Genomic DNA, 26,455 nt, shown 5'->3' on the forward strand with positions numbered 1-26,455 from the left:
ATACAACTCGTAGTCAAATCACCTCTGACTTACACAGAAATCGTGACAGGCTCGATCAAGGCCTGGCAGGCCCGCCCGCTCGATGAGGTCTACCCGATCCTCTACATCGATGGGCTGCGGCTGCGGATCGGCGACAACGGGGTCATCACCACCAAGGTCGCCTATTTGGCCATTGGCGTGGATCTGGAGGGCCGCAAACACGCCTTGGGCTGCTGGATCCAGGACTCCGAGGGGGCGAAGTTCTGGCAGAAGGTCGTCATCGACCTGCGCAACCGCGGGGTGCGCGACATCCTCATCGCCTGCTGCGACGGGCTGACCGGTCTGCCTGATGCGATCCGCTCGATCTATCCCGATACCGTGGTGCAGACCTGCGTCGTGCACGTCATTAGGAATGCGATGCGCTTCGTGTCTTATAAGGACCGCAAGAAGGTCGCCACCGCGATGCGGGCGATCTACAGTGCGCCGACCGTCGATGGAGCCGAACTCGCACTCAAGGAGTTCGACCAGCAATTCGGCGCCCAATATCCGGGTGCAATTGACGTGTGGCACAACGCCTGGGGGGAATTCGTTCCGTTCCTGGACTATCCGGTGGAGTTGCGCAAGATCGTCTACACCACCAATGCGATCGAGTCGATCAACTTCCAGTTGCGCAAGATCACCAAGAACCGTGGTCATTTCACGGACAAGGACGCCGCGATGAAGTTGCTGTACCTCGGGCTGCGCAACATCTCCAGCGAGAGAGGAGGCTATTCGGGTACTGGAACGCACAACTGGACTGTGGCGCTCAACACACTCGCCAGACTATTCCCTGGGCGAATCCCATTGTGCTAGAATACAACTCGTAGTCAAATCACCTCTGACTTACACAGAAATCGTGACAGGCTCCTGATCCCGCCCGAACGCCAGGTGGCCCCGCGCACCGACGCCGAGGTGTTGGAGCTCGCGGCGCGGCTCAAGCGCGAACACCCCGCCCGTACTGCGGCCCACATCGCCCGCATCGTGGAGGCCGAGCAGGGGTGGGCGCCCTCGGCGCGCACTTTGCAACGCCACTTCGCCCGGCTCGAGCTCAACACCCGCCCGGACGGCAACCCGCCGGCCGCGTTCGGCCGATTCGAGGCCGAGGCGCCCGACCAGATGTGGATCAGCGACGGGCTGCACGGCCCGATCGTCGCCGGCCGCCGGGCGGTGTTGTTCGCGCTGCTTGACGACCACTCCCGCTACGTGCCCGGGCACCGGTGGGGCCACGGCGAGGACACCCTGGGCATGCAGGCCGCGCTGCACGACGCGGTCAAAACCCACGGCTGCCCGCGAAAACTGTACTGCGACAACGGAGCTGCCTACGTCAGCGGTCAGCTGGCCTGGTCGGCGGCGGTGCTCGACATCGCGCTGGTGCACAGCCGGCCCGGAAAACCGCAAGGGCGGGGCAAAATAGAACGCTGGAACCGCACCGTGCGCGACCAGTTCCTGGTCGAGATCGAGGCCGCCGGGGAGGTGGCCTCGCTCGAGGAGCTGAACCGGTTGTTCACCGCCTGGTGCCACCAGCACTACCACCGCAGCGTGCATTCAGAAACCGGCGCCACCCCGCTGGCGCGCTATCACGCCCAGGGCCGCACCCCGGCGCCGCGCCCGGACGCGGGGCTTTTGCGGCGCGCGTTTTTGTGGCGCGAGCAGCGCAGGGTCACCGCCACCGCCACGGTGTCGTTGCACGGCAACCGCTATGAGCTCGACCCCGCCCTGGTCGGCCGTGTCGTGGATCTGCTGTTCACCCCGTTCGACCTGACCGTCATCGACATCGAATACCAGGGCAAGGCGATGGGCCGGGCCATTCCGCACACCATCGGCCGCCACACCCACCCCGCGGTCAAACCCGACATCCCCGCACCGGTGCAAGCCACCGGCATCGACTACCTGCACCTGCTGGAGCAGGCACATCAAGCCGATGTGGGTCAGGCGATCAACTATCTCGCCCTGGCCGACAGCGACATCCAAGCACCCCGCCACGACCAAACCGGACCGCAAAACCCTTAAGCAGCAACGCTATCCACCTCGACCACCGTGGCGAGCCCACGGGGAACGGACCATCATGCTCGACAAGATCCAATCCTATTTCGGTTTGACGACCATGCCCTTCGGCCGCGCCCTGGCGCCGGGCATGCTGTTTCCCAGTGCCGACCACTCCCAGGCCGCCGCCCGCATCGGCTACGGCATCGCCACCCGCGGTATCACCGTGATCACCGGCGAAGTCGGTGTCGGCAAGACCGTCGCCGCCCGCGCCGCGATCGAGCGCGCCGAACCGGCACGTCACCACCTGATCTACATCCCCGACCCCACCGTCGCCGCCCGCGGCATCTACCACCACATCGTGACCGCGCTGGGCTGCCGGCCCAGCTTCCACAACGCCGCCCTGGTTCCCCAAGCCCGCGATGCGCTGGCCGCCGAAGCCGCCGAACGCGGCCGCGTCCCCATCTTGTGCATCGACGAGGCCCACCTGCTTTCCCACGACGCCCTCGAAGCGCTGCGGCTGCTCACCAATCACCGTCTCGACACCGAATCACCGTTCGCCACAATACTTCTCGGCCAACCCACACTCGCCGCCAAAATGTCCCTGGGCATCTTGGCCGCCCTGGAACAACGCATCACCGTGCGCCGCACCATGACCGGCATGACCAGCGAGGAGACCGCCGGATACATCCGCCACCACCTACAGCTCGCCGGCCGATCCGACCCGCTGTTCACCGACGATGCCCTCGCCCTGATCCACGACTCCGGTCGCGGCAAGCCCCGCGGTGTCAACCGGCTCGCCATCGCCGCGCTCATCGCCGCCTGCGCCGCAGGCAAAAACCTCGTCGACGAGTCCAGCGCACGATCGGCGATCACCGAAACCAACCACGACATCCAGCCCGCGACACCCTGAGCACCGCCGCGACATCACGACCACCGACAGCCCCGCTCGACACGATTGAGCGGGGCTATTTCACACCCGAACCAGCCTCAACAGGAATGACGCCACCATGTCCAAGATCAGTGACGCGCAACACCTTTGAGCCGGGCGTGGCAGGCCACGCGTTCGATACCGGCGAAGACCTCCACGGTGTTAGAGGTGACCCGCACATCCAGGCTGCACCCGATCAGCGCCGATGGCACCGAGTAGAAATTCCGGTCCACTTGAACGTGATAATTAGGGACCGCCTTGGCTTTTCGGAGATCGGCCAACTCGAACCGCACCGGCGGCAAGGGATTGAGCAGTGGCTTCTCGTCCCGGATGAACACGATCTGTCGGGAGTCTTCCCGCTTCTGGAACGGCCGCGTGTTGATCTGGTCGACCAGTTCGAAGATGGCCTCGTTCAACTCGGCCAGGCCGACAAACCGGCGATCACGCAGTACCGCGGCGACCTGGTTGGCGACGAACCGCACACTGCCCTCCACGACCGGCTTGTCACGCGGCCGCTTGACCCGGGCCGGGACGATCGCGGTGCTGTAATGCTCGGCCAGCCCGGCATAGGCCTTGGTTCAGCGCCGGCTCATAGCGGTCGGCCCGCGACACCCCGGTGCGAAGGTTGTCCGGCACGAGTAGCCGGGCCGTGCCACCAAACGCCTCGAACGCATGCACATGGGCATCAATCCACGAAACCAGCGTCATATCGGTGAATGTTTTGCGTCTGACTTCGCGATAGAGATCGGTGTGTCGATCAGACGACATCCGACGGGTTCTCCGAGCTCTCTTGGAGGATCTGATCATGTCCGAAGCAAACTCTGGTGGCGACCGCTCGCACCGTCGCCCGAAGCGGTTCTTGAGCCCGTCGCAGAAGTACGAGATATGGCTGCAGCTGGTACGCCAGGAGGTGACGATCGCCGAGGCCGCCGCCAACCATCAGGTGGATCGCACGACGATCATGCGCATCCGCACGATCGCCAAGGAAGGTGCGCTGGCCGCGCTGGCGGCAGCCAAGCCAGGCGCGGCGGCCCGCCAACGCGACTACGAACTCGATGCCGCCAAGGCCGAGAACGCGCGGCTGTCCGAGGCACTCAAGGAGATGGCCGTGCGGCTGACGTTGGTCGAGGGAAAAGGGCGCTGGGGCTAAGTGGCCGAGTCCCACACCGTGTCGACGTGGCCACCAAGACGGCGCTGTTGGGCTTGCTCGACCAGGCGGTCGATGAAGGTTGGACACTGCGCCAGGCATGCCATGCGTTGGAGCTCGGCGAGCTGCGGGCACATCGCTGGATCGCTCGCCGAGCGATCGGCCAGCTGGTCGACAAGATCCCTGGTGGGTCGCCCATGCATGGGCTGCTCGACGAAGAAGTCAGCGAGATCTTGGCGTTGTTCGACCAGTGGGGCGAGACCGACCGCTCGCACCGCAAGCTTGCTCACCGCGGCTCTTATCTGGGCCGGGTATGGGTGTCACCGTCGAGTGTTCGTCGGGTCCTGTTCTTGGCGGACAAGCACTTTCGACCACTTCCCAAGCCTGGACGTTCTCAACGCAAGCCCTTCCCGGATTGGGTGGACTACAAGCCGAACTCGATCTGGATTTACGATACGACGCACTTCACCAGGGCGGGGATGGCAGTGTTGATCATTCAGGATTTGGTCTCGCGCAAGTGGATCACCGAGGTCGTCTCCGCTGAGGAAACCTCCACCCAGGTCGAGATCGGGTTCACCGACGCGCTCGACATCGAGGGACTCCTGCAGGCCGTTGAGCGACGCGCCGACGGCCTGGTCGATATCGGCATCGACGACCAGGCCCGGCCGATCCTGCTCGCGGTGTCCGATAACGGTCCCCAGATGACGTCGGGCTCGACGCGGGAGTTCATGGCCATGTCTGCGATCGCCCAGCACTTCGGACGCCCCGGAACGCCGACCGATCAAGCCTGGATCGAGAGTTTCAACGGGCACCTCAAGGCCGAGTTCCCGCACCTGCTCGCGATCGAGGACCCCGCCACCCTGCGCGCCGAACTTGCCGTCACCCGCCAATTCTGGAACGGAGTCCGGTTGCACGCCGGCATCGGCTATGTCACGCCCAACGACGAACACGAAGGACGAGGGGAGGCCATCCGCAAAGCACGCCAAGCCGGGCTCGAATCCGCCCGCAACCGCCGACTTGCCTGGCACCGCCAGCAAAGGCACACTCAACCCATACAGGATCCCGACGATGTTGTCTGATCAAACGCGAATGTCTATCGCAAAGTCAGAAACACCTCAGTGAACGCCTCCACATACGTGAAGGCCGAAAACGACAGCGCGGCCACGAACAACCACGCATCGGTCGGGGCGCCGCTGAGCGGATCGACGAAGCTCATCGCATCACCGGCCCAGTCGACCTCGATGGACTCGCCCGGGGTGCGCTGAATACGCATCGACGCCCCCGTCGAGGCCACCCAGCGGCGGTACTGTTCGTTGAAAAACGAATACCGATACGGAACCCCGCCGCAGGCCCGGCAGGCCGCAACATACTCGTTCCACAACAGCAGCAGCGTCACCGACGGACGCCCCAGTTCGCGGTGCACATACTCGAAATCCGGCGCCACACGGTCAGAGTCCGGCCTGGCCGGTTCGGGCAGCAGCAGGTGGCGGACCTCATCGGCGGCGAGGTCGGCCACCTCCCCGAAACCCACCCCGGCCGCGGTTGCGGCGGCGAATACTGCCGCCACCGTGTTCCGGGAGCAGCCCAGCACATCCGCGATACCGCGCTGGCTCACCCCTTCGGCGCGTAGCCGCAGGATCCGTTTGTAGTCGACCATCGAAGGTGACCCCTTTCGTCACGTCCGCGTCCCAGCGACACGGACCGACGAACGATCGCACCCTCAACACCAGCAACGGTGCCACGGCTCACCCGATAACGTCGCAGTGGCTCACCCGCCAACGGAACAGTGGCTCACCTCACAGCGGAACACCGGCTCTTACCAGCCGCAATATCCAGCCGTCGAGGTTGACCAGGGGAAGCGGCGTTGCGATCAGCCCTACGAACGGCTCCGCGATACGGGACAGGTTGACGACGTATTCGATGTTGTAGATGTCGTTGCCCAACATGGTGTGGTGGACAACAGCGTCCTTGCCGTCCCAGTGGTCCTTGCGGATGATCTCTTCCTCGGGGAAGTCATAGACGACCGCCTTAACACCGTGGTCGACCAGCCAGCGCGCGCCATCGCCGGTCAGGAAGGGTGCTGCGGTCAAAAACTCCGGCTTTCCCCACATGCGGTCCGTCCAGTCGGTGCGCAGGATCGCGATGTCATTCGCCGCTAGGCCGGGGTCACGTTCGGTCAGGATGTTGGCGTCATTGGGCCGTGGTCGGACCAGTCCAGCGGCGCCACCTTGGATGAATCGCCGCGTGAAGTGCGCGTGTCGAGGATTGAACGCCATGCTCTTCGAACGTAAAACTCGCGAGGTGTAACGGCTTTCCCAGGTCACATGCCGTCCTAACAACCCCGGTCTGGGCGTGGTTTCGAATTGGTTGTTTCCGACGTCGAAGACGAAGACGGCTCCACGGCCCATCAGTCGCTGAGGCGGTATCTCGTCAATGGTGTCGCCACCTTGGATGAAGTGGCGCGGCGCGTCCACGTGTGTCCCAAAGTGCGCGAACATTTTAAATGTCGAGGATTGAACGCCATGCTCTTCGAACGTATGCGGCGCGGGGTAGAAAGTATTTCGCGAGGTGTAACGGCCGTCGTTTTCCCGAATTGGCATCGTCAGGTCGATCATGGTGCGTGCCGTCCTAACAACCCCGGTCTAGGGCGTGTCTCCCAATTGGTTGTTTCCGACGCGGGAATGGATTACGGCGCAGGCCAATAGGACACCGCCGAGGTAGGTCAGGGCGTATTTGTCGTAGCGGGTCGCGATACCGCGCCATTGCTTGAGCCGGTTGTAGCCTCGTTCGACGGTGTTGCGCAGACCGTAGAGCTCGGCGTCGAACGCCGGTGGGCGACCCCCGGCCGATCCCTTGGCCTTGCGCCGGGCGATCTGGTCTTTGCGTTCGGGAATCGTGTGCTTGATTCTTCGGGAACGTAATTCGGTGCGCGTGCTCGGGTGTGAATACGCCTTGTCGGCGAGCAATCGGAAGTCGCCACCGGTCACACCGTGCTCAGCGCAGGCGTGGTCGTAGTCGTCGAGCAAAGGCAGCAACTGCGGATTGTCGCCGGCCTGGCCAGCGGTCAACCGGACCGCGACAACAGCTTCGCGCTGATCGGTCAGGGTGTGGATCTTGGTGGTCAGCCCGCCTCGCGAACGCCCAATTGCATGGTCGTCGGGTTCATCGGCGGATTTCTTGTAATTCGACAGGGCCCCCTTTTGCCAGCGTGTCCGACCGGGCACCCGCCGAATGTTGATGCGCCCGTACGTTCGTCGAATCCACCGACAACAGCTTCTCGATATCGCCGGCCATCTCGGCGTCGAACCCGAAGGCGTGCGCCACCTGAGCAAACATCACGTCATAGGTGCCATCCAGCGACCATCGGTGATGACGCTTCCACACCGTTTTCCATGGCCCGAAATCAGCGGGCAGGTCCCGCCACGGGCATCCCGTGCGAAACCGCCAGGCAATCCCCTCCAAAATCAACCGGTGATCACCAAACCTCCGGCCCCGCTTGCCCTCATGCGAAGGCATCAACGGCTCAACCACCGCCCAGAACTCGTCAGAAATCACACCAATCCGCGTCACCAGCCAATCCTGGCTGGTCAACAGTCGAAAAATTGGGAGACACGCCCTAGGCCGCCAGCTGGCGCCGGAGCCGCCTCAGGTCCTATCGGTCGCGCAGCCTACCAGATCTGATATGCCCCATTGATCGATCCTGGTTGGTCTCGACGCAATGGGACGACGACGAGCCTGTCACGATTTCTGTGTAAGTCAGAGGTGATTTGACTACGAGTTGTATTCTAGCACAATGGGATTCGCCCAGGGAATAGTCTGGCGAGTGTGTTGAGCGCACAGTCCAGTTGTGCGTTCCAGTACCCGAATAGCCTCCTCTCTCGCTGGAGATGTTGCGCAGCCCGAGGTACAGCAACTTCATCGCGGCGTCCTTGTCCGTGAAATGACCACGGTTCTTGGTGATCTTGCGCAACTGGAAGTTGATCGACTCGATCGCATTGGTGGTGTAGACGATCTTGCGCAACTCCACCGGATAGTCCAGGAACGGAACGAATTCCCCCCAGGCGTTGTGCCACACGTCAATTGCACCCGGATATTGGGCGCCGAATTGCTGGTCGAACTCCTTGAGTGCGAGTTCGGCTCCATCGACGGTCGGCGCACTGTAGATCGCCCGCATCGCGGTGGCGACCTTCTTGCGGTCCTTATAAGACACGAAGCGCATCGCATTCCTAATGACGTGCACGACGCAGGTCTGCACCACGGTATCGGGATAGATCGAGCGGATCGCATCAGGCAGACCGGTCAGCCCGTCGCAGCAGGCGATGAGGATGTCGCGCACCCCGCGGTTGCGCAGGTCGATGACGACCTTCTGCCAGAACTTCGCCCCCTCGGAGTCCTGGATCCAGCAGCCCAAGGCGTGTTTGCGGCCCTCCAGATCCACGCCAATGGCCAAATAGGCGACCTTGGTGGTGATGACCCCGTTGTCGCCGATCCGCAGCCGCAGCCCATCGATGTAGAGGATCGGGTAGACCTCATCGAGCGGGCGGGCCTGCCAGGCCTTGATCTCATCGACCACCACCTCGGTGATATTGGAGATCAACTCCCGCGACACCGACGCCCCATAGACCTCCTGCAGGTGGGCTTCGATATCGCGGGTGGTCATTCCCCGTGAATACAGCGACAACACCACCGAATTGATGTTGTTGAGCCGGCGGGTCTTCTTCGGCACAATCGCCGGCTCAAACGAGCCGTTGCGATCACGCGGCGCATCGATCTGCACCGGGCCGTTGACGGTGGTCACCGTTTTCGGCGTGGTGCCGTTGCGCGAATTTCCCGATCCGCGTCCGGCCGGATCGCCGGCCTCATAACCCAGATGGTGGGTTAGCTCCGCATTCAGCGCCCGCTCCAGCACGGCCTTAGTCAGCTGGTTCAGCAAACCGTCCGCGCCGTCGATCGGGGTCCCGGTCTTCACCGCATCCTTAATCAACGAGTCCAGCGTCTCTTCGGTGAACATCTCGGCCAGCCGCCGCGCCGCGGTCGTCTCCTCAGCCGGCATCTGCATGGTCTTGGTCACAAAACACTCCTTCTGTCCGCCCAACGGCGGTCCGATGATGGACCACCCCGGACTTACACAGATGGAATGACACGCCCACGACGACTGGACCTGTATCGGTGGACCAGTTGCGCTGGCCGATGGCTTCTTGCGCGACCCCGATCTCGGGCCCCGCACCCGGCAGGTGGCGAGCCTGAACGAGGACGCCACCCACCCGTCCACCAACCGATCTGGCCAATGCGCGCTGTATTGAAATCCCTCGCCGCAAGCCAGGCAACGGCGATACCATCTCACCCAACGCCAAGCCAGTCTCCTTTGTACCTGGTGACACGATCCTTAACGGCCCATCGCCCCGGAGCCGAAGGGACCAGATCTGTTCCGTTGCTAAGGGAACCCCGAGTCCGACCATCATGATCGGCGGCCCGAATGGGCACTCCGGCCCCCGGCCCCACGACAGTCGGCGACCGGAAGACGCGTCCCGGGGCGGCGGCCCCGAAAACACGGTTGGCCCCCCACCGGAGCGGGGGGCCAACCGTGACTGTCGTCGAGCTAGTGCTCGTCGTGCTCGCCGTTGGAGGAACCGACGACGGTGTCCTGGTGCTCGCGCAGGGCGGTCAGGGCGCGGTGCTCGGCGGCGTGCGCCGCCTCGCGCAGCGCCGCATCCTCGGACGCCGGGTCGGCGTACAACAGGCTGCCGCTGCCCGGCGAGCCCGCCGAGCCCAGCTTGTTCATCCGCTTGGGCAGCGGCGCACCCTGGTACTCCAGCGGCAGCGGGTGTCCGTGCTCGTCGACCGGACCGAGCGGCTGGTGCAGCTCGATGTAGGCGCCGTGCGGCAACCGCTTGATGATGCCCGTTTCGATGCCGTGCTCGAGCACATCCCGGTCGCTGCGCTGCAGGGCGATGCACCACCGGTAGGTGACGAAGTACACGATCGGGGGGAGCACCACCATGCCGATACGCCCGATCCAGGTCGTCGCGTTCAGCGAGATGTCGAACTTCAGCGCGATGATGTCGTTCATCGCGCTCAGCGTGAGCACCATGTAGAACGCGATCGCCATCGCGCCGATCGAGGTGCGCACCGGCGCGTCCCGCGGCCGCTGCAGCAGGTTGTGGTGCGCGTGATCGCCGCTGAACCGCTTCTCCAGGAAGGGGTAGATGATCAGCAGAACAAAGATCAGGCCCATGAGGAGGGCGACCCAGACCGGAGCCGGGATGGTGTGGTGCCAGAAGTAGAACTCCCACGGCGGCCAGATACGGGCCAGGCCCTCGGTCCACATCATGTAGAAGTCCGGCTGCGAGCCGGCCGAGACGTGAGACGGCTTGTAGGGGCCCAGGTTCCAGATCGGGTTGATCTGCAGCAGCCCGCCCATCAGGCCCAGCACGCCGACGATGGCCGCGAAGAAGGCGCCCGACTTGACCGCGAAGATCGGCATGACGCGCACGCCGACGACGTTGTGCTCGGTGCGGCCCGGCCCCGGGAACTGCGTGTGCTTCTGGAACCACACCATGGCCAGGTGTGCGCCGATGAGCGCCAGGATGATGCCGGGTAGCAGCAGGATGTGCAGGGAGTACATGCGCGGGATGATGTAGCCCGCCTCGGCGCAGTGGTAACCCACTCCGCCGCAGGGGAAGTCACCGCCGAACAGCGCCCAGTGCAGCCAGGTGCCGATCACGGGCATGCCCAACGTGATCGAGGACAGCGCCGCGCGCAACCCGATGCCCGACAGCAGGTCGTCGGGCAGCGAGTAGCCGAAGTAGCCCTCGAACATGGCCAGGATCAGCAGCAGCGAACCGATGACCCAGTTGGCCTCGCGTGGCCGCCGGAACGCACCGGTGAAGAAGATGCGCGCCAGGTGCACCATGATCGCGGCGGCGAACATCAGCGCGGCCCAGTGGTGCACCTGCCGGACGAACAGGCCGCCGCGCACCTCGAAGGAGATGTCGAGGGTCGATTGGTACGCCTTCGACATGTCCACGCCCCGCAGCGGCTGGTAGGCACCGTTGTAGGTGACTTCGCCCATGGTGGGGTCGAAGAACAGCGACAGGTACACGCCGGTGAGCAGCAGCACGATGAAGCTGTACATCGCGATCTCACCGAGCAGGAACGACCAGTGCGTCGGGAACACCTTGTTGAGCTGCCGGCGCACCGCGGCCGACGGGTGGTACCGGGTGTCGATGTCCTCGCCCTGGCGGGCCAGGACGTCACCGATCTTCGGAGGACTGAGCTTCGGACTCATGTGGTGCGCTCCCAGAATGCCGGTCCGACGGGTTCGATGAAGTTGCCGTTGGCAACCAGATACCCGTTGGTGTCGATGGTGATGGGCAGTTGCGCCAGGGCGCGGGCTGCGGGACCGAAGATCGGCTTGGCGTAGTGCATCGCGTCGAACTGTGACTGGTGACACGGGCACAGGATCCGGTAGGACTGCTCCTCGTACAGCGAGGCCGGGCAGCCCAGGTGCGAGCAGACCTTCGTGTAGGCGAACAGCTCACCGAAGTTGAAGCTCTCCTGGCCCTGCCTCTTGACGACGCGATGCATGTCGGTCGGCCGGATGCGGATGAGCATCACGGGGTTGCGCACGCCCATTTGGATGCCCCGCAGCTTCTCGCGCGACTCCGCTGTCGTGCCGTCGCCGTCGGACTCCCGCCAGGGGAACACCGTCTCCATGCCGCCCGCGTCGATGTCTTCCGGCCGCATCTTGATGAAGGGAGCACCCTCGGTGGTGCCCGTTGCGCGCGCCAGGAAGATAGTTTCGCCGTGGTAGCGGGGGGTCCAGCCGGACGTCCAGAGGACGGCCTCCATGCCGTTCTCGGTGGGCACTACCGGCTTCCACGGGTTCTTGACCAGACCCCCGATGAACGCCACCAGGGAGCTCAGGCCGAACGCGCCCAGGCCCATCCCCAGGGACAGCCCGATCAGCTTGCGGCGTCCGATGGTCGACGTCTGGTAGGCATCGGTCAGGTTGGCCACGACGGTCTTGCGGTCGATCTCGCGCGACGCGCCGTCATGGCGCTGCTGGATCGAGATCTCCTCGGGGATGAACCGCTTCTGGTAGAGGATCGCGCCGATAGCGATCGCCAGGATGGACAGCCCGAACGTCAGCCCGTACAGCGGCGTGGTCAGCGTGTACAGGATGCTGCCCGGCGCGTCCTTGGGCTTGTACTCCCACGGCCAGAACAAGAAGATCAGCAGCAGCGCGAGCCCGAAGCCGCCGCCGGCCAGCAGCCACAGGGCCACGCCGCGCTCGGCGCGCTTCTCGGCCTTGGTGCCCTCGACCGGCCATCGCGACTCTTTGAAGACGGTCTCGACGCCGTCGAGCTTGCCGCCCAGCTCCAGCAGTTGCTGTTGTGACATGTTGGCCAGGGTGGCGTCGTCGGGCTCCGGGGAGCCGCCGTGATCGATGTCGCTCATGCTCGCGCCCCAATCCACAGTGCCAGCCCGATGGCGGCGACCATCCCGATGATCCACATCGCCATGCCCTCGGGTGCGGGTCCGAAGCCGCCGAGGCCGTAGCCGCCCGGCTGGCGCTCCTCGGAGACCGACTTCACGTACGCGATGATGTCCTTCTTGTTGTCGAAGGACAGCTGACGGTCGGAGAACTTGGGCATGTTCTGCGGACCGGTGCGCATCGCGGCTAGGATCTGCTGTTCGTTGGCGTCGCCCAGGTCGGGTGCGTACTTGCCCGACGACAGCGCCCCGCCCTTGCCGGTGAAGTTGTGGCACGAGGAGCAGTTGAGCCGGAACAGGTCGCCGCCGCGGCCGACGTCGTTACCGCGCAGCGACTGCATCGCCAGGCTGCCGTCGGGGTTGCGGACCACGGTCGGGCCGCCGCCGTTGGCCTGCACGAAGGCGCCGATCGCCTCGATCTGCGACTCGTCGAAGATCGGCTCCTTGCGCGGCGCCTGGGCCTCGCCCCGCATGGCGGGCATGCGGCCGGTGGACACCTGGAAGTACACGGCCTCCTCGCCGACCCCGATCAGGCTGGGCCCGTGCTGGTTCACACCCTGCAGGTTCGCACCGTGGCAGGACACACAGGAGGTGTCGAACAGCTGCTTGCCGGTGCGCAGCAGCGCCGAGGACGATTCGTCGGCGACGGCCACCTGTGGCGTGGGCGTCAGTACGGCGGCCAGCCCGCCGGCGATCGTCAGCGCTATCAGCAGCAGCAGGCCGCCCGACAGGCGCCGGCGCAGCCGCCGCCGCGCGCGATCACTGCGCTGGTTACGTGGCTTGCGGCCACCGGACCGGGTGACCCGCAGATTCTTCAACCGCTCACTCCTCTTCGTCCCGAGCCGGCTCATCGAATGAAATAGATGACGGTGAACAGCGCGATCCACACGATGTCGACGAAATGCCAGTAGTAGGAGACGACGATGCTCGCCGTCGCCTGCGCGGGCGTGAACTTGCTCATCGTCGTGCGGGCCAGCAGAAAGATGAAGGCGATCAGACCGCCCGTGACGTGCAACCCGTGGAAGCCGGTGCACAGATAGAAGACGGTGCCGTAGGCGCTGCCGGGGATGGTCGTGCCGTGGGTAATCAGGTGGTAGTACTCGTAGCCCTGGCCGAGGACGAAGAACAGCCCCATCAAGAACGTGATCACGTACCAGCGGCGCAGGCCGAAGACGTCGCCGCGTTCGGCCGCGAACACCCCCATCTGGCAGGTGAACGACGAGGCGATCAGCACCAGCGTCACCGGGACGGCCTGGTACAGATTCAGCTCGGTCGGCGGCGGCGGCCACTTCCCGCCGGCCTGCGAGCGCGCTGTGAAGTACATCGCGAACAGGCCAGCAAAGAACATCAGCTCACTGGAAAGCCACACTATGGTGCCGACACTGACCATGTTCGGTCGGTTCAGCGAATGAATCCGCGAGGTGATGGCAGTACCTGAGGTCCCGGCAGCGCTGGTCACATCCGCAAGTATGACGCTTTGTAGTTGTCGAACTCCACCCGGGGCGGCAATTCGGGGTGCCGCGCGTCGCGTCCGCTGCGGTTCGGCACTTCTCGGGGGGCCTGTCGGGGGTGTCGTGGGGCGCGGCCGCCGAGCGTGGGACCATCGGCGCGTGCCCGTGCCACCCGAGACGCCCGCCGCCGGGCCGGCGGCGTCGTGGCGGCAGGTGCTGGCCCGGTTGACGGGCGGGCACGCGCTGGCGCGGGGCCAGGCGGCCTGGGCCATGGACCAGATCATGGCCGGCGCCGCGACGCCCGCCCAGATCGCGGCGTTCGCCGTGGCGATGACGATGAAGGTGCCCACCGCGGCGGAAGTCGGCGAGCTGGCCGAGGCGATGCTGAGTCACGCGCGCCCGATGCCCGAGGGCGTCGTTCCCGCCGGTGCCCTCGACATCGTGGGCACCGGCGGCGACGGGGTCAGCACCGTCAACCTGTCCACCATGGCCGCGATCGTGGTCGCGGCCGCCGGCGTGCCGGTAGTCAAGCACGGCAACCGGGCGTCGTCGTCGCTGTCCGGGGGCGCCGACACCCTCGAGGCGCTCGGGGTGCGCATCGACCTCGAACCAGACCAGGTGGCGCGCTGCCTCACCGACGTCGGGATCGGGTTCTGCTTCGCCCCGGTGTTTCACCCGTCGTACCGGCACGCCTCGGCCGTGCGGCGCGAGATCGGTGTGCCGACCGTCTTCAACCTCCTCGGGCCGCTGACGAATCCGGCGTCACCCCGGGCCGGCCTGATCGGCTGCGCGTTCGCCGATCTCGCCGAGGTGATGGCGGGGGTGTTCGCCGCGCGCCGGTGCAGCGTGCTGGTGGTGCACGGCGACGACGGGCTCGACGAGCTGACCACGACGACCACCAGCACGATCTGGCGGGTGCAGGCCGGGACGGTGGACAAGCTGACGTTCGACCCGGCCGGTTTCGGGTTCGCCCGCGCCGAGCTCGACGAATTGCTGGGCGGCGACGCCCGGGCCAACGCCGCGGAGGTGCGCGCGGTGCTGGCCGGCGCCGGGGGGCCGGTGCGCGACGCGGTCGTGCTCAACGCCGCCGGGGCGATCGTCGCGCACGCCGGGCTATCCAGCCGCGCCGAATGGCTGCCGGCGTGGGAGGACGGGCTGCGGCGGGCCGCCGCCGCCATCGACTCGGGCGCGGCCGAACAGCTGCTCGCGCGATGGGTGCGGTTCGGTCGCGAACTCTGAGTCGGCGGCGCCCGCTTGCTTGCAGGCCAGCCGGGCGGAGCGCGCCGAGGCCGCCCACGCCGCCCAGGCGCCGGCCGACCGCAGCGGGGACGCCCAGCCGTCGGCCTCGGGGTCGCCGACCCGCACGATGCGCGCCCCGGCGCCGGCCAGCCAGCGCGCGATCAGGGCGGTCTCCTCGACGAGCGCGCCGCCCAGCGGGGCCGGGGCCGGCAGGATCGTTTGGGCGGCAGCGCAAATGGCGTCGACCACGGGCATCGGCGGCACCCCGCGCCGGGCGCTGCCGGCGGCGGCGAGCTGGCCGTGGCGGATGACCACGAGGTGATATCCGCCCTCGCCGTCGGGCGCCGCCGCGATCAGCTCCGGCAGCGCGGCCAGGGCACGCAGCCGCTGGCCGCGCCACAGGGTTTCGACGGCGGTGGCGGTGCGGTCGCGCAGGCGCGCCGCGCTCTCGTAGTGGCGGCGCCCGGCCAGCGTGGTGACCTGGTCGACCGCCGCGGCCAGGGCGGCGTTGTCCTGGCCGTCGATCAGGGCCGTCACGCGCGCCACCGCCGCCGCGTACCGGGCGGCCGTGACGTCGCGCGCGGCCGGGCACGGCGACACCTCGGCCTCGGGGCACGCGGGCCCGTGCAACGCGGAGCGCCCCAGCCGGGTGGTGCAAGTTCGCAGGCCCGTGAAGCGGGCGAGCAGGTCACCGGTGTCGGCGGCGTCGGATCGGGAGCGAAACGGCCCGACGGCGCGGTCGTGTCGGGGGGCGCGAACCACCGCCAGCCGGGGGAACGCCTCGTCGGTCAGGGCCAGCCACCACCAGCGCTGCGGGAACCTCGACCGGCGGTTGTACGGCGGCGCGTGGGCGGCCAGCATGCGCAGTTCCCGCACGCCGGCCTCGAGCGCGTGCGCGCACTCGACGTGCTCGACCGTGGTGGCCAGGGAGACCATCTCCTTCATCCGGCCGCGGGGGTCGGCGCCGGTGAAGTACTGGCGCACCCGGCGGCGCAGGTCGACCGCGGTGCCGACATAGAGCACCTCGGCCGCCGGCCCGCGGAACAGGTAGACCCCAGGCCGGCGCGGCAGGTGATCCGCGAGGACCCGCTTGCTGCGCTGCGCGGGCGTCACGTCGGGCAGATAGGAGCGCAGGTCGGCGTAGGTGTGCACGCCCTGGTTGCCCACCCGCTCGATCAGCGCGTGCAGCACCTCGACGGTGGCGCGGGCGTCGTCGAGGGCGCGGTGGGTGGGCTGGGCCGCGACGGCGAACAGCTGCGCCAGGGCGCCCAACCGCACGCTGGGCGCCTCCTCGCGACCGAGCACCCGGCGGGCCAGCCGAACGGTGCACAGCACCTGCGGCCGGGGCCAGGCGATGTGGCAGCGCTCGGCCGCCGCGCGCAGGAACCCGATGTCGAACCCAGCGTTGTGGGCGACGAGCACCGCGCTCCCGGCAAACTCGAGGAACATCGGCAGGACGGCATCGATGGTCGGGGCGTCGCCCACCATCGCCGTGGTGATGCCGGTGAGCTGGACGATCTGCGGCGGGATGCTGCGCTGCGGGTCGACCAGCGTGGCGAACTCGCCGAGCACAACGCCGCCGCGGACCTTGACCGCCCCGATCTCGGTGATCGCGTCGGGCGGCGCCGTGTCCGTGCCGCGGCTGCGACCTCCGGTGGTTTCGAGGTCCACCACGACGAAAGTCGTTTCGCGCAAAGGCATTTCGTCGGCCGTGCACGGCGTCCCCACGTCGGCGAAACTCAGTTGAGCCGCGCCACCTGCACCCATGGCTTGCCACGTTAGGCAGGACCACCGACACCGGCGGCTCGCCACGCCGCGGGCCGGTCGGGGGCGGCGGCGGGGCGATGTCGGTGCCCGCGGTTAGCGTGCGGGCTAGCCCGGACACGGGGATCGTCGACAACCAGACCGAGAGGATCGACCCGATGACACGAATCAGCGGACCCGACAGCCCAGGCGGGGCGGGGACCGAAACGTCCGAACCGGTGGTGATCGACTGCGACGACTGCGCGGTCCGCGGGCCCGGTTGCCGCGATTGCGTGGTGAGCGTGCTGCTCGGGGTGCCCGAGACCCTGCTGCAGGACGAGCGCGCCGCCCTGGAGGTTCTCGCCGACGCGGGGCTGGCGCCACGGCTGCGCCTGGTGCCGATCCGACGCGCCCGCGGGGCCGGTGTGGCTTAACCGCCCTGCGCCGCATACACTTCGGGGCGCGGCCAACCCGCCGTCACTCACAGAGAAATGACAGAAATCTTTCTAATTTCTTAATTGATGACTTTGGACAAACGCCTTTATCGTTTCGTAACCTGTTTGAGACCTAAACCAGCTCGGCGGCCGTCGGTCGCCGAAGGCCGTTCGAGGATGCACAATCTTGAGCTTTGACGTCGGGTACCCGATTGCGCGGGGTCTAACACGTTGTCTGGTGGGTACGTTAGCGGGCTTCATCGTGTTTTCCGGCGTTTTCGCAGCAAATGTGGCCGCCGACCCTGCCCAGGACGCGCTGGCCAAACTCACCGAGCTGTCGCGGCGGGCCGAGCAGACCACCGAGGCGATGCACAGTGCCCAGCTCGACCTGAACGACAAGCTGGCGGCCCAGCGCGAGGCGGAGCGCAAGCACGCGGACGACCAGGCCGCCGCCGACGCGGCGAAGGCCCGCCTGGCCGGATTCCAGCACGCGGTCGACAAGCTGGCTGCCGCGACGTACATGGGTGGCCGCGTCGACGGCATGGAAGCCATGCTGACCGCGGGATCGCCGCAGGGACTGATCGACAAGCTGGGCATGCAGCGGATCATGGCTACCCAGATGACCAACCAGATGGCCAGTTACCGCTTCGCCGGCCAGCAGGCCGCCAACGCGGAGCGGGAGTCGGCCAAGTCCGAGGCCCAGGCGAAGAGCGCGGCCGAACAGGCCGCCGCGGTCCGGGCCGGCCTGCAGTCCAAGCAGAGTCAGCTGCAGGTGCAGATCGCCGTCGTCAAGTCGCAGTACCTCGCCCTGACGGCCGATCAGCGCACCGCGCTGGCAAACCCCGGGCCGGTCCCGGAAGGCGCGCCCGCGCCGGGCGCCCCCGCGCCGGACGCGGCGCCGCCGGGCACCCCCCCTGGTGACGGCCAGAGGCCCGGTGGGCCTCCGGCGCCCTTTGGCTGGGCTGCCCCGGCTCCCGGCGGTGGCGGTGGCGGTGACCGTGCCAACGTGGTGCAGGCGGCGCTGACGCAGGTCGGTTCGCCGTATGTGTGGGGCGGCGCCGGCCCCGGCGGGTTCGACTGTTCCGGGCTGGTGATGTGGGCCTTCCAGCAGGCCGGCATCTCGCTGCCGCACTCCAGCCAGGCGCAGGCCCAGGGCGGTCAGCCGGTGGCGGTGTCGGACCTGCAACCCGGCGACGTCATCACCTTTTATAACGACGCGTCACACAGCGGCATCTACGTCGGCGACGGCATGGTGATCCATTCCTCCACCTACGGCCAGCCTGTGCGCGTGGTGCCGATGAATGCCGCGGGCCCGATCCACGACGCCCGCCGCTACTAGGCGCCCCGCGGCGCACCCCGATGCCCCGCGGCGTCGGCGCCTTTCGACACTGCTGGCGTGGGTATTCGTCGCCGAGGCGGTCGTGGCCTCAGCCCTGCCGCTTCGTCCGCATCCCGACACGCCGGTGCGCCCCACCGACCACCCGGTGGCCGCAGCGGCGGCTGTGGTCGTCGGTGACCGAACCGTCCGGCTGCTCGGCCCCGACAAGCGCCTGCTGTCGCGGGTCGCGTCGGACGTCGGCGCCGCGGTGCGGCGGGTGGAGGCGTTCTGGGGCGCGGAGTGGCCGCCCGACGTCGAGGTGGTGGCCGCCGGCTCCGACGCACAGTTCCGCGCCGCCGCCGGCGGGGGACCGGCGGCGCAGTGGGCCGACATCGCCGCGGTGACGGTCGCGGACCGCGTCGACGCGGCCCGCCGGGTGGCGCTCGGCGAGCGGATCGTGTTCGCCCCGGGCGCTGCCGGTATGAGCGAACCCGCACTGCGGATCGTGTTGGCGCACGAGCTCTTTCATTACGCCGCCCGTCCCGACACCGCCCTGGACGCGCCGCGGTGGCTGACCGAGGGCGTCGCCGACTTCGTTGCCCGGCCGATCACCCCGGTGCCCGCCGGCGCCGCGGCCGGGACGGCGGCGCTGCCCTCGGACGCCGACTTGGACGCGCCGGGGCCGCAGCGCTCGTCGGCCTACGACCGTGCGTGGTGGTTCGCCCGGTTCGTCGCCGACAGCTACGGGACGGCGACGCTGCGCGCGTTCTACGTGGCCGCCTGCGGCGTGGGACACACCGACCTGCCGACCGCCGTCCGCGACGTTCTGGGCACCGAGCCGGCGCAGCTACTCGGCCGCTGGCGGCGGTGGCTGGCGCAGTAGCGCGCAGGCCTGGGCGACCGGCACGCTAGCCTGTCGCACTGTGAGCCGGGTCCTGCTGGTGACCAACGACTTTCCGCCGCGGCCGGGCGGTATCCAGTCGTATCTGGTCGAGTTCGTCGGCCGGCTGGCCGGCGCCGGGTCGCACTCCGTGACCGTATACGCGCCGCAATGGAAAGGCGCCGACGCCTTCGACGAGGCGGCCGCGGCCACCGGCTACCGCGTGGTGCGCCATCCCGGCACGTTGATGCTGCCGGGGCCGGCGGTCGATGCCCGGATGCGCCGGCTGATCGGCGACCACGGCATCGACACCGTCTGGTTCGGGGCCGCCGCCCCGCTGGCCCTGCTGGCGTCGCGGGCCCGCGGCGCCGGGGCGACCCGCGTGCTGGCCAGCACCCACGGCCACGAGGTGGGCTGGTCGATGCTCCCGGTGGCCCGGTCGGTGCTGCGCCGCATCGGCGACGACACCGACGTCGTGACGTTTGTCAGCCGCTACACCCGCTCCCGGTTCGCCCCGGCCTTCGGGCCGAACGCCTCGCTGGAGTACCTGCCGCCCGGGGTGGACACCGACCGGTTCCGGCCCGACGCGGCCGCCCGCGCCGAGCTGCGCGACCGCTACCGGCTCGGTGAGCGGCCGACCGTGGTGTGCCTGTCGCGGCTGGTGCCCCGCAAGGGCCAGGACACGCTGATCAAGGCGCTGCCTTCGGTCCGTCGGCGCGTCGACGGCGCGGCGCTGGTGATCGTCGGCGGCGGCCCGCACTCCGACGCGCTGCGCAGGCTGGCCCGCGACTGCGGGGTCGCCGAGCACGTGACGTTCACCGGCGGCGTGCCGGCGGCCGAGCTGGCCGCGCACCACGCCCTGGCCGACGTCTTCGCGATGCCGTGCCGCACGCGCGGCGCCGGCATGGACGTCGAGGGGCTGGGCATCGTATTCCTCGAGGCGTCGGCGACCGGCGTGCCGGTCATCGCCGGTCGGTCCGGCGGAGCCCCGGAAGCCGTGCAGCACAACAAGACCGGCTTCGTGGTCGACGGCCGCTCGGTGGACGAGGTCGCCGCGGCCGTCGCCAGGTTGCTGGCCGACCGCGATCGCGCCGCGGCCATGGGCGCGGCCGGCCGCGAGTGGGTGATGGCGCAGTGGCGCTGGGACACGCTGGCCGCGCGGCTGGCCGGCCTGCTCCGCGGCTAAGTGGTCTTGCCCGTTAATTCGTCGGGGGTTGTTGCCATGCGGTGGGGTCGCCGAGGTAGAGGCCACAGGCGCAGTCGAGGGCTTCTTCGGGACTGCCCGAGGGAGTTCCGTTGGGCAGGAATGAGTCTTCATATTTGTCGCTGCTGGCCAGGTAGATGGCGAATCCCCAGATGCTGGCCGAGCCGTTGTAGCGCAGCCGCATCAAGGGCATGACGGCTTGGTCGGGCAGGGCGGCTTCGACGTAGGCGAATTGGCCGTGGAATCGGGTGGTGATCGCGCTCAGCTGCGGCCACCTGTTACTGGCATGTTCGCGCAGCTTCCAGCGCAGTGAATTCTTGGTTGATTCCGGTGGTTTCGGCATGGCTTCGATGGTGCCCGATCAGCGTGGCGCGGGCCGGTCATCGGCGTGTCGTGACCAGCCCGTGATCCGCCAAAATGGGCGCTTCCGGGTTTTCTGTGGGTCTGGTCTGGGCGTGATGGGCGCAGGGCGGCAGGATGTGCTGTGTGCGCGACACCGAGTTGTACCGCCATCTGCTGGGACTGGTAGCGCCGTGGGAGGTGCAACGGGTGGAGCTGTCGGCTCAGGAAGGTCGGGTGGACGTCTGGGTCGTGCATCCGGGCCGGACCCGGTTCGCCTGCCCGGACTGCGAGCGCGAGCTGTCGGTGTATGACCATGGCGAGGAACGGGCGTGGCGGCATCTGGACTCGTGTGCGTTTCTGACGTTCCTGCATGCCAGCCCGCCGCGGGTGGCCTGTCCCGAGCACGGGGTGCATCAGGTGCGGCTGCCGTGGGCCGAGCCGCATTCGCGGTTCACCATGTTGTTTGAGCGGCTGGCCATCGACGTGCTCGCCGCGTGCGACGTGGCGGCCGCGGCCGGGCTGCTGCGGGTCAGCTGGGACGAGGCGTGGCACCTGATGGACCGTGCGGTGGCCCGCGGCCTGGCCGCCAAACCGCTGGTGGCGCCGGCCCACGTCGGGGTCGATGAGAAGGCGGCCGGGAAGGGACAGGACTACATCACCGTGGTCAGTGACCTGGACGCGGGCACGGTGGACTACATCGCCGACGAACGCCGCCAGGCCAGCCTGGACGGCTACTTCGACCGGTTCACCCCCGAGCAGCTGGCCGGGATCGAGGCGGTGGCAATGGACATGTGGGAGCCGTTCGCCGCCTCGGTGCGCGCGCACCTGAGCGACGCCGAGAACAAGATCGTCTTCGACCGCTACCACCTGATGGGCTACCTGACCAAGGCCGTGGACACCGTGCGCAAGGCCGAGAACCGGGCGCTGGCCGCGGCCGGCGATAAGAGCCTGGCCGGCAGCAAGTACCTGTGGCTGTATTCGGCGGAGAACCTGCCCGACCGTCACCAAGACCGCTTCGCCACGCTGCGCTCCGGTGACCTGAAAACCGCTCGGGCATGGGCGATCAAGGAGAGCCTGCGGCACTTCTGGTCCTACCAGCGTCGCGGCTGGGCAGCCAAACACTTTAAGCGCTGGTACTTCTGGGCCACCCACTGCCGTCTCAAGCCGATCATCGACGCGGCCAAGACGTTGAAGCGCCACGAGGCGGGGCTGTTGTCCTACTTCGCCCACCGCATCACCAACGCCGGTGCCGAGGGCCTGAACTCACGCATCCAGGCCATCCGGGTTTCGGCCCGCGGCTACCGCAACCGCGAGCACTTCAAGACCGCGATCTACTTCCACCTCGGCGGGCTCCAGCTCTATCCGGCCATCCCATGACCCACGGAGTTCCCAGAAGAGCCCCAAAATGTGACGGTTGAGGCATGAGTGATGGATGTGACGACAGGGTCGGGGCCCGGGCATGGTGATGGTCAGCCCGCACCGGATCACGCTGAGCGCCCAAGACCGCGACACCCTCAACGGGTGGGTGCGCGCCGGGCCACACCACAAAAACTGGTGCTGCGCGCGATGATCGTGTTGCTGGCCGCCGACGGCGCGCCGAACGCGGCGATCGCCGAGGAACTGGGCATCTGCGTGGACACCGCGCGTAAGTGGCGGGCCCGGTTCGCCGGCAAGGGCATCGAGGGCCTGGCCGATGCGCCGCGTTCGGGGCGCCCACCGATCTACACCCCGGCCGACCGGGCCAAGGTCACCGCTTGGGCGTGCGAGCTGCCCGCCGAACACGACCTGCCGCTGTCGCGATGGAGTGCTGTGGATCTAGGACGGCGCTGATGTAGTGACCTCCAGCAGGGCGGGGATTTCGCGGTATCGGGGTCTCGACGGCTGGGAGGGGCTTGCGCTGGCTGATATTAATGGGATCGTAGGTGGCCTGGTGGCCTGGTGGCCTGGTGGTCCCGATCAGGCGATGGCCCAGCCCCCGGCCGCTGAATGCAGGCCCAGGCTGGCCAATCGGGCGAGGTTGATCGCGCCGGCTCGGGCGAGGATGTCGGTCAGGATGCGTTGTTGTCCGCGGCAGCGAGCCTTGCGACCACCCCAGGGGCGCCGGGTGAAGTGACTGATCTTGCGTTCCACAACCGGCCGATACGTTCGGTAATCGGTCTGCCAGGCCGGGTCGCGTTGGCGGGCCTTGGCCAGCTGTAGGGCGGCCTCATGGGCATGGATGGTGATCACCCGTCCACGGCGGGCTTTGGTGCATTGCGCCCGCAGCGGACACGACCCACACAATGCCCCGAAGCGAGCGACCTGCTGACGCCGCCCGGTGCTGATGGCCACAGTGTGCTCGGCCGGGCAGGTGACGGTGCCCGCAGTCAGGTCGATACCGAACTGGTCTTTGGAATAGCCGTTGGCGTTGCGCACCGGGGGCACTTTGGCGCGCATGTCATGGCCACGTTGGGTCTGCTCATCGAGGGTGGCCCCATCAGCGTAAGCCGAATCGCCATACACCTCAAAGACATTGGGCTCCGACTCGTTTCGCACATGCTCACCGTGATCGGTGATCGTTTCATCGGCATCGGCATCGGCATCGGCATCGGTGGCGGCATCGGTGGCGGCGGAATCGGGTGCAGCACTCGTGGTGTCGGTGACCGGGTTGCCCAGCAGCTCGTCGATGACCTCACGGTCGGCGGCGTTGGCCGCGGTGACGGCCACCGCGGTGATCAGCTCGTCATCGGGATCGATACCCAAATGGGACTTGTGGGCGTGTCATTCCATCTGTGTAAGTCCGGGGTGGTCCATCATCGGACCGCCGTTGGGCGGACAGAAGGAGTGTTTTGTGACCAAGACCATGCAGATGCCGGCTGAGGAGACGACCGCGGCGCGGCGGCTGGCCGAGATGTTCACCGAAGAGACGCTGGACTCGTTGATTAAGGATGCGGTGAAGACCGGGACCCCGATCGACGGCGCGGACGGTTTGCTGAACCAGCTGACTAAGGCCGTGCTGGAGCGGGCGCTGAATGCGGAGCTAACCCACCATCTGGGTTATGAGGCCGGCGATCCGGCCGGACGCGGATCGGGAAATTCGCGCAACGGCACCACGCCGAAAACGGTGACCACCGTCAACGGCCCGGTGCAGATCGATGCGCCGCGTGATCGCAACGGCTCGTTTGAGCCGGCGATTGTGCCGAAGAAGACCCGCCGGCTCAACAACATCAATTCGGTGGTGTTGTCGCTGTATTCACGGGGAATGACCACCCGCGATATCGAAGCCCACCTGCAGGAGGTCTATGGGGCGTCGGTGTCGCGGGAGTTGATCTCCAATATCACCGAGGTGGTGGTCGATGAGATCAAGGCCTGGCAGGCCCGCCCGCTCGATGAGGTCTACCCGATCCTCTACATCGATGGGCTGCGGCTGCGGATCGGCGACAACGGGGTCATCACCACCAAGGTCGCCTATTTGGCCATTGGCGTGGATCTGGAGGGCCGCAAACACGCCTTGGGCTGCTGGATCCAGGACTCCGAGGGGGCGAAGTTCTGGCAGAAGGTCGTCATCGACCTGCGCAACCGCGGGGTGCGCGACATCCTCATCGCCTGCTGCGACGGGCTGACCGGTCTGCCTGATGCGATCCGCTCGATCTATCCCGATACCGTGGTGCAGACCTGCGTCGTGCACGTCATTAGGAATGCGATGCGCTTCGTGTCTTATAAGGACCGCAAGAAGGTCGCCACCGCGATGCGGGCGATCTACAGTGCGCCGACCGTCGATGGAGCCGAACTCGCACTCAAGGAGTTCGACCAGCAATTCGGCGCCCAATATCCGGGTGCAATTGACGTGTGGCACAACGCCTGGGGGGAATTCGTTCCGTTCCTGGACTATCCGGTGGAGTTGCGCAAGATCGTCTACACCACCAATGCGAGAGCCTGTCACGATTTCTGTGTAAGTCAGAGGTGATTTGACTACGAGTTGTATTCTAGCACAATGGGATTCGCCCAGGGAATAGTCTGGCGAGTGTGTTGAGCGCCACAGTCCAGTTGTGCGTTCCAGTACCCGAATAGCCTCCTCTCTCGCTGGAGATGTTGCGCAGCCCGAGGTACAGCAACTTCATCGCGGCGTCCTTGTCCGTGAAATGACCACGGTTCTTGGTGATCTTGCGCAACTGGAAGTTGATCGACTCGATCGCATTGGTGGTGTAGACGATCTTGCGCAACTCCACCGGATAGTCCAGGAACGGAACGAATTCCCCCCAGGCGTTGTGCCACACGTCAATTGCACCCGGATATTGGGCGCCGAATTGCTGGTCGAACTCCTTGAGTGCGAGTTCGGCTCCATCGACGGTCGGCGCACTGTAGATCGCCCGCATCGCGGTGGCGACCTTCTTGCGGTCCTTATAAGACACGAAGCGCATCGCATTCCTAATGACGTGCACGACGCAGGTCTGCACCACGGTATCGGGATAGATCGAGCGGATCGCATCAGGCAGACCGGTCAGCCCGTCGCAGCAGGCGATGAGGATGTCGCGCACCCCGCGGTTGCGCAGGTCGATGACGACCTTCTGCCAGAACTTCGCCCCCTCGGAGTCCTGGATCCAGCAGCCCAAGGCGTGTTTGCGGCCCTCCAGATCCACGCCAATGGCCAAATAGGCGACCTTGGTGGTGATGACCCCGTTGTCGCCGATCCGCAGCCGCAGCCCATCGATGTAGAGGATCGGGTAGACCTCATCGAGCGGGCGGGCCTGCCAGGCCTTGATCTCATCGACCACCACCTCGGTGATATTGGAGATCAACTCCCGCGACACCGACGCCCCATAGACCTCCTGCAGGTGGGCTTCGATATCGCGGGTGGTCATTCCCCGTGAATACAGCGACAACACCACCGAATTGATGTTGTTGAGCCGGCGGGTCTTCTTCGGCACAATCGCCGGCTCAAACGAGCCGTTGCGATCACGCGGCGCATCGATCTGCACCGGGCCGTTGACGGTGGTCACCGTTTTCGGCGTGGTGCCGTTGCGCGAATTTCCCGATCCGCGTCCGGCCGGATCGCCGGCCTCATAACCCAGATGGTGGGTTAGCTCCGCATTCAGCGCCCGCTCCAGCACGGCCTTAGTCAGCTGGTTCAGCAAACCGTCCGCGCCGTCGATCGGGGTCCCGGTCTTCACCGCATCCTTAATCAACGAGTCCAGCGTCTCTTCGGTGAACATCTCGGCCAGCCGCCGCGCCGCGGTCGTCTCCTCAGCCGGCATCTGCATGGTCTTGGTCACAAAACACTCCTTCTGTC

At 66.9% G+C, this 26,455-nt stretch carries 22 protein-coding genes and 5 pseudogenes; 13 read left to right on the forward strand and 14 right to left on the reverse strand.

All coding sequences use genetic code 11. The features are described from left to right. The 3 genes from AB8998_RS12690 (at nt 1) to AB8998_RS12700 (ending at nt 2,914) form a co-directional block, all read left to right on the forward strand. Nucleotides 1-831, forward strand: coding sequence for an IS256 family transposase (locus AB8998_RS12690; RefSeq protein WP_420492654.1), 831 nt, complete (start codon nt 1-3; stop codon nt 829-831). A gap of 75 nt (nt 832-906) precedes the next feature. Then, on the forward strand, nt 907-2,028 hold the full coding sequence (locus tag AB8998_RS12695; RefSeq protein WP_369738280.1) for a DDE-type integrase/transposase/recombinase: 1,122 nt from the start codon (nt 907-909) through the stop codon (nt 2,026-2,028). Nucleotides 2,029-2,083: 55 nt separating this feature from the next. Beyond that, nucleotides 2,084-2,914, forward strand: coding sequence for an ExeA family protein (locus AB8998_RS12700; protein WP_369738281.1), 831 nt, complete (start codon nt 2,084-2,086; stop codon nt 2,912-2,914). Between the two features lie 107 nt (nt 2,915-3,021). Here the strand turns inward: AB8998_RS12700 and AB8998_RS12705 are convergent, their stop codons facing one another. Further along, a complete protein-coding gene (locus AB8998_RS12705; protein ID WP_369738282.1) occupies nt 3,022-3,414 on the reverse strand; it encodes a Mu transposase domain-containing protein in 393 nt (130 codons plus the stop codon). Nucleotides 3,415-3,436: 22 nt separating this feature from the next. Further along, complete coding sequence (locus AB8998_RS12710; protein ID WP_369738283.1) at nt 3,437-3,700, reverse strand: hypothetical protein; 264 nt, start codon at nt 3,698-3,700, stop codon at nt 3,437-3,439. Nucleotides 3,701-3,737: 37 nt separating this feature from the next. On the opposite strand from AB8998_RS12710, the gene AB8998_RS12715 reads away from it, so the two are divergent. Beyond that, nucleotides 3,738-4,082, forward strand: a complete 345-nt coding sequence (locus AB8998_RS12715) for a helix-turn-helix domain-containing protein (protein WP_369738284.1) — start codon at nt 3,738-3,740, stop codon at nt 4,080-4,082. A 26-nt stretch (nt 4,083-4,108) separates the two neighbouring features. After that, entirely contained in the window at nt 4,109-5,158 is a 1,050-nt protein-coding gene (locus AB8998_RS12720; protein WP_369738131.1) for a transposase, read from the forward strand. 14 nt (nt 5,159-5,172) lie between these two features. On the opposite strand, the gene AB8998_RS12725 is transcribed toward AB8998_RS12720, so the two are convergent. The 8 genes and pseudogenes from AB8998_RS12725 to ctaE form a co-directional block, all read right to left on the reverse strand. Then, on the reverse strand, nt 5,173-5,736 hold the full coding sequence (locus AB8998_RS12725) for a helix-turn-helix domain-containing protein (RefSeq protein ID WP_369738285.1): 564 nt from the start codon (nt 5,734-5,736) through the stop codon (nt 5,173-5,175). 139 nt (nt 5,737-5,875) lie between these two features. Beyond that, complete coding sequence (locus AB8998_RS12730; RefSeq protein ID WP_369738286.1) at nt 5,876-6,694, reverse strand: cyclase family protein; 819 nt, start codon at nt 6,692-6,694, stop codon at nt 5,876-5,878. A 27-nt stretch (nt 6,695-6,721) separates the two neighbouring features. Beyond that, nucleotides 6,722-7,649: pseudogene (locus AB8998_RS12735) on the reverse strand (IS5 family transposase). Between the two features lie 215 nt (nt 7,650-7,864). Next, nucleotides 7,865-9,099, reverse strand: a pseudogene (locus AB8998_RS12740) (IS256 family transposase). A gap of 579 nt (nt 9,100-9,678) precedes the next feature. Continuing rightward, entirely contained in the window at nt 9,679-11,367 is a 1,689-nt protein-coding gene (gene qcrB / locus AB8998_RS12745; protein ID WP_369738287.1) for a cytochrome bc1 complex cytochrome b subunit, read from the reverse strand. After that, entirely contained in the window at nt 11,364-12,539 is a 1,176-nt protein-coding gene (gene qcrA / locus AB8998_RS12750) for a cytochrome bc1 complex Rieske iron-sulfur subunit (RefSeq protein WP_369738288.1), read from the reverse strand. The genes qcrB and qcrA overlap by 4 nt, the downstream gene beginning before the upstream one ends. Then, nucleotides 12,536-13,426 carry a cytochrome bc1 complex diheme cytochrome c subunit gene (qcrC, locus tag AB8998_RS12755; protein WP_369738289.1) on the reverse strand — a complete coding sequence of 297 codons (891 nt, stop codon included), beginning with the start codon at nt 13,424-13,426 and terminating at the stop codon, nt 12,536-12,538. The genes qcrA and qcrC overlap by 4 nt, the downstream gene beginning before the upstream one ends. Continuing rightward, nucleotides 13,423-14,034 carry an aa3-type cytochrome oxidase subunit III gene (gene ctaE / locus AB8998_RS12760; protein WP_369738290.1) on the reverse strand — a complete coding sequence of 204 codons (612 nt, stop codon included), beginning with the start codon at nt 14,032-14,034 and terminating at the stop codon, nt 13,423-13,425. Before ctaE ends, qcrC begins: the two co-directional genes overlap by 4 nt. A gap of 151 nt (nt 14,035-14,185) precedes the next feature. On the opposite strand from ctaE, the gene trpD reads away from it, so the two are divergent. Further along, a complete protein-coding gene (gene trpD / locus AB8998_RS12765; protein ID WP_369738291.1) occupies nt 14,186-15,265 on the forward strand; it encodes an anthranilate phosphoribosyltransferase in 1,080 nt (359 codons plus the stop codon). Here trpD and AB8998_RS12770 read toward each other — a convergent pair. After that, nucleotides 15,203-17,032: pseudogene (locus tag AB8998_RS12770) on the reverse strand (DEDD exonuclease domain-containing protein); the annotation flags it as partial. The gene trpD and the pseudogene AB8998_RS12770 sit on opposite strands and share 63 nt — an antisense overlap. A 155-nt stretch (nt 17,033-17,187) precedes the next feature. On the opposite strand from AB8998_RS12770, the gene AB8998_RS12775 reads away from it, so the two are divergent. From AB8998_RS12775 to pimB, 4 genes are all read left to right on the forward strand, one after another. After that, on the forward strand, nt 17,188-17,442 hold the full coding sequence (locus AB8998_RS12775) for a hypothetical protein (RefSeq protein ID WP_369741543.1): 255 nt from the start codon (nt 17,188-17,190) through the stop codon (nt 17,440-17,442). Nucleotides 17,443-17,629: 187 nt separating this feature from the next. Continuing rightward, entirely contained in the window at nt 17,630-18,781 is a 1,152-nt protein-coding gene (gene ripC, locus AB8998_RS12780) for a peptidoglycan hydrolase RipC (protein WP_369738292.1), read from the forward strand. 49 nt (nt 18,782-18,830) lie between these two features. Next, a complete protein-coding gene (locus AB8998_RS12785; protein WP_369741544.1) occupies nt 18,831-19,643 on the forward strand; it encodes a DUF4157 domain-containing protein in 813 nt (270 codons plus the stop codon). Between the two features lie 40 nt (nt 19,644-19,683). Next, a complete protein-coding gene (gene pimB / locus AB8998_RS12790) occupies nt 19,684-20,826 on the forward strand; it encodes a GDP-mannose-dependent alpha-(1-6)-phosphatidylinositol monomannoside mannosyltransferase (RefSeq protein WP_369738293.1) in 1,143 nt (380 codons plus the stop codon). 13 nt (nt 20,827-20,839) lie between these two features. On the opposite strand, the gene AB8998_RS12795 is transcribed toward pimB, so the two are convergent. Continuing rightward, on the reverse strand, nt 20,840-21,187 hold the full coding sequence (locus tag AB8998_RS12795) for a hypothetical protein (RefSeq protein ID WP_369736315.1): 348 nt from the start codon (nt 21,185-21,187) through the stop codon (nt 20,840-20,842). 143 nt (nt 21,188-21,330) lie between these two features. On the opposite strand from AB8998_RS12795, the gene AB8998_RS12800 reads away from it, so the two are divergent. Both AB8998_RS12800 and AB8998_RS12805 read left to right on the forward strand, forming a co-directional pair. Continuing rightward, complete coding sequence (locus AB8998_RS12800; protein ID WP_369736917.1) at nt 21,331-22,563, forward strand: ISL3 family transposase; 1,233 nt, start codon at nt 21,331-21,333, stop codon at nt 22,561-22,563. A gap of 144 nt (nt 22,564-22,707) precedes the next feature. Beyond that, the gene (locus tag AB8998_RS12805) at nt 22,708-23,016 is read left to right on the forward strand and encodes a helix-turn-helix domain-containing protein (protein ID WP_369738294.1); all 309 of its coding nucleotides are present in this window, start codon (nt 22,708-22,710) and stop codon (nt 23,014-23,016) included. A 126-nt stretch (nt 23,017-23,142) separates the two neighbouring features. On the opposite strand, the pseudogene AB8998_RS12810 reads toward AB8998_RS12805, so the two are convergent. Next, nucleotides 23,143-23,940, reverse strand: a pseudogene (locus AB8998_RS12810) (transposase); the annotation flags it as partial. 127 nt (nt 23,941-24,067) lie between these two features. On the opposite strand from AB8998_RS12810, the pseudogene AB8998_RS12815 reads away from it, so the two are divergent. Further along, a pseudogene (locus tag AB8998_RS12815) lies at nt 24,068-25,096 on the forward strand (IS256 family transposase); the annotation flags it as partial. 55 nt (nt 25,097-25,151) lie between these two features. Here AB8998_RS12815 and AB8998_RS12820 read toward each other — a convergent pair. Then, nucleotides 25,152-26,387, reverse strand: a complete 1,236-nt coding sequence (locus AB8998_RS12820; RefSeq protein ID WP_369741377.1) for an IS256 family transposase — start codon at nt 26,385-26,387, stop codon at nt 25,152-25,154. Between the last annotated feature and the right edge of the window lie 68 nt (nt 26,388-26,455).

The organism is Mycobacterium sp. HUMS_12744610 (assembly GCF_041206865.1).
GTDB lineage: Bacteria > Actinomycetota > Actinomycetes > Mycobacteriales > Mycobacteriaceae > Mycobacterium > Mycobacterium servetii.

Coding starts and splice junctions, on each gene's coding strand:
- AB8998_RS12715 (WP_369738284.1), top strand. CDS start 3,738: ATGTCCGAAGCAAACTCTGGTGGCGACCGCTCGCACCGTCGCCCGAAG.
- AB8998_RS12710 (WP_369738283.1), bottom strand. CDS start 3,700: ATGTCGTCTGATCGACACACCGATCTCTATCGCGAAGTCAGACGCAAA.
- AB8998_RS12725 (WP_369738285.1), bottom strand. CDS start 5,736: ATGGTCGACTACAAACGGATCCTGCGGCTACGCGCCGAAGGGGTGAGC.
- qcrC (WP_369738289.1), bottom strand. CDS start 13,426: ATGAGCCGGCTCGGGACGAAGAGGAGTGAGCGGTTGAAGAATCTGCGG.
- AB8998_RS12795 (WP_369736315.1), bottom strand. CDS start 21,187: ATGCCGAAACCACCGGAATCAACCAAGAATTCACTGCGCTGGAAGCTG.
- qcrA (WP_369738288.1), bottom strand. CDS start 12,539: ATGAGCGACATCGATCACGGCGGCTCCCCGGAGCCCGACGACGCCACC.
- AB8998_RS12775 (WP_369741543.1), top strand. CDS start 17,188: ATGACACGAATCAGCGGACCCGACAGCCCAGGCGGGGCGGGGACCGAA.
- qcrB (WP_369738287.1), bottom strand. CDS start 11,367: ATGAGTCCGAAGCTCAGTCCTCCGAAGATCGGTGACGTCCTGGCCCGC.
- AB8998_RS12730 (WP_369738286.1), bottom strand. CDS start 6,694: ATGATCGACCTGACGATGCCAATTCGGGAAAACGACGGCCGTTACACC.
- AB8998_RS12700 (WP_369738281.1), top strand. CDS start 2,084: ATGCTCGACAAGATCCAATCCTATTTCGGTTTGACGACCATGCCCTTC.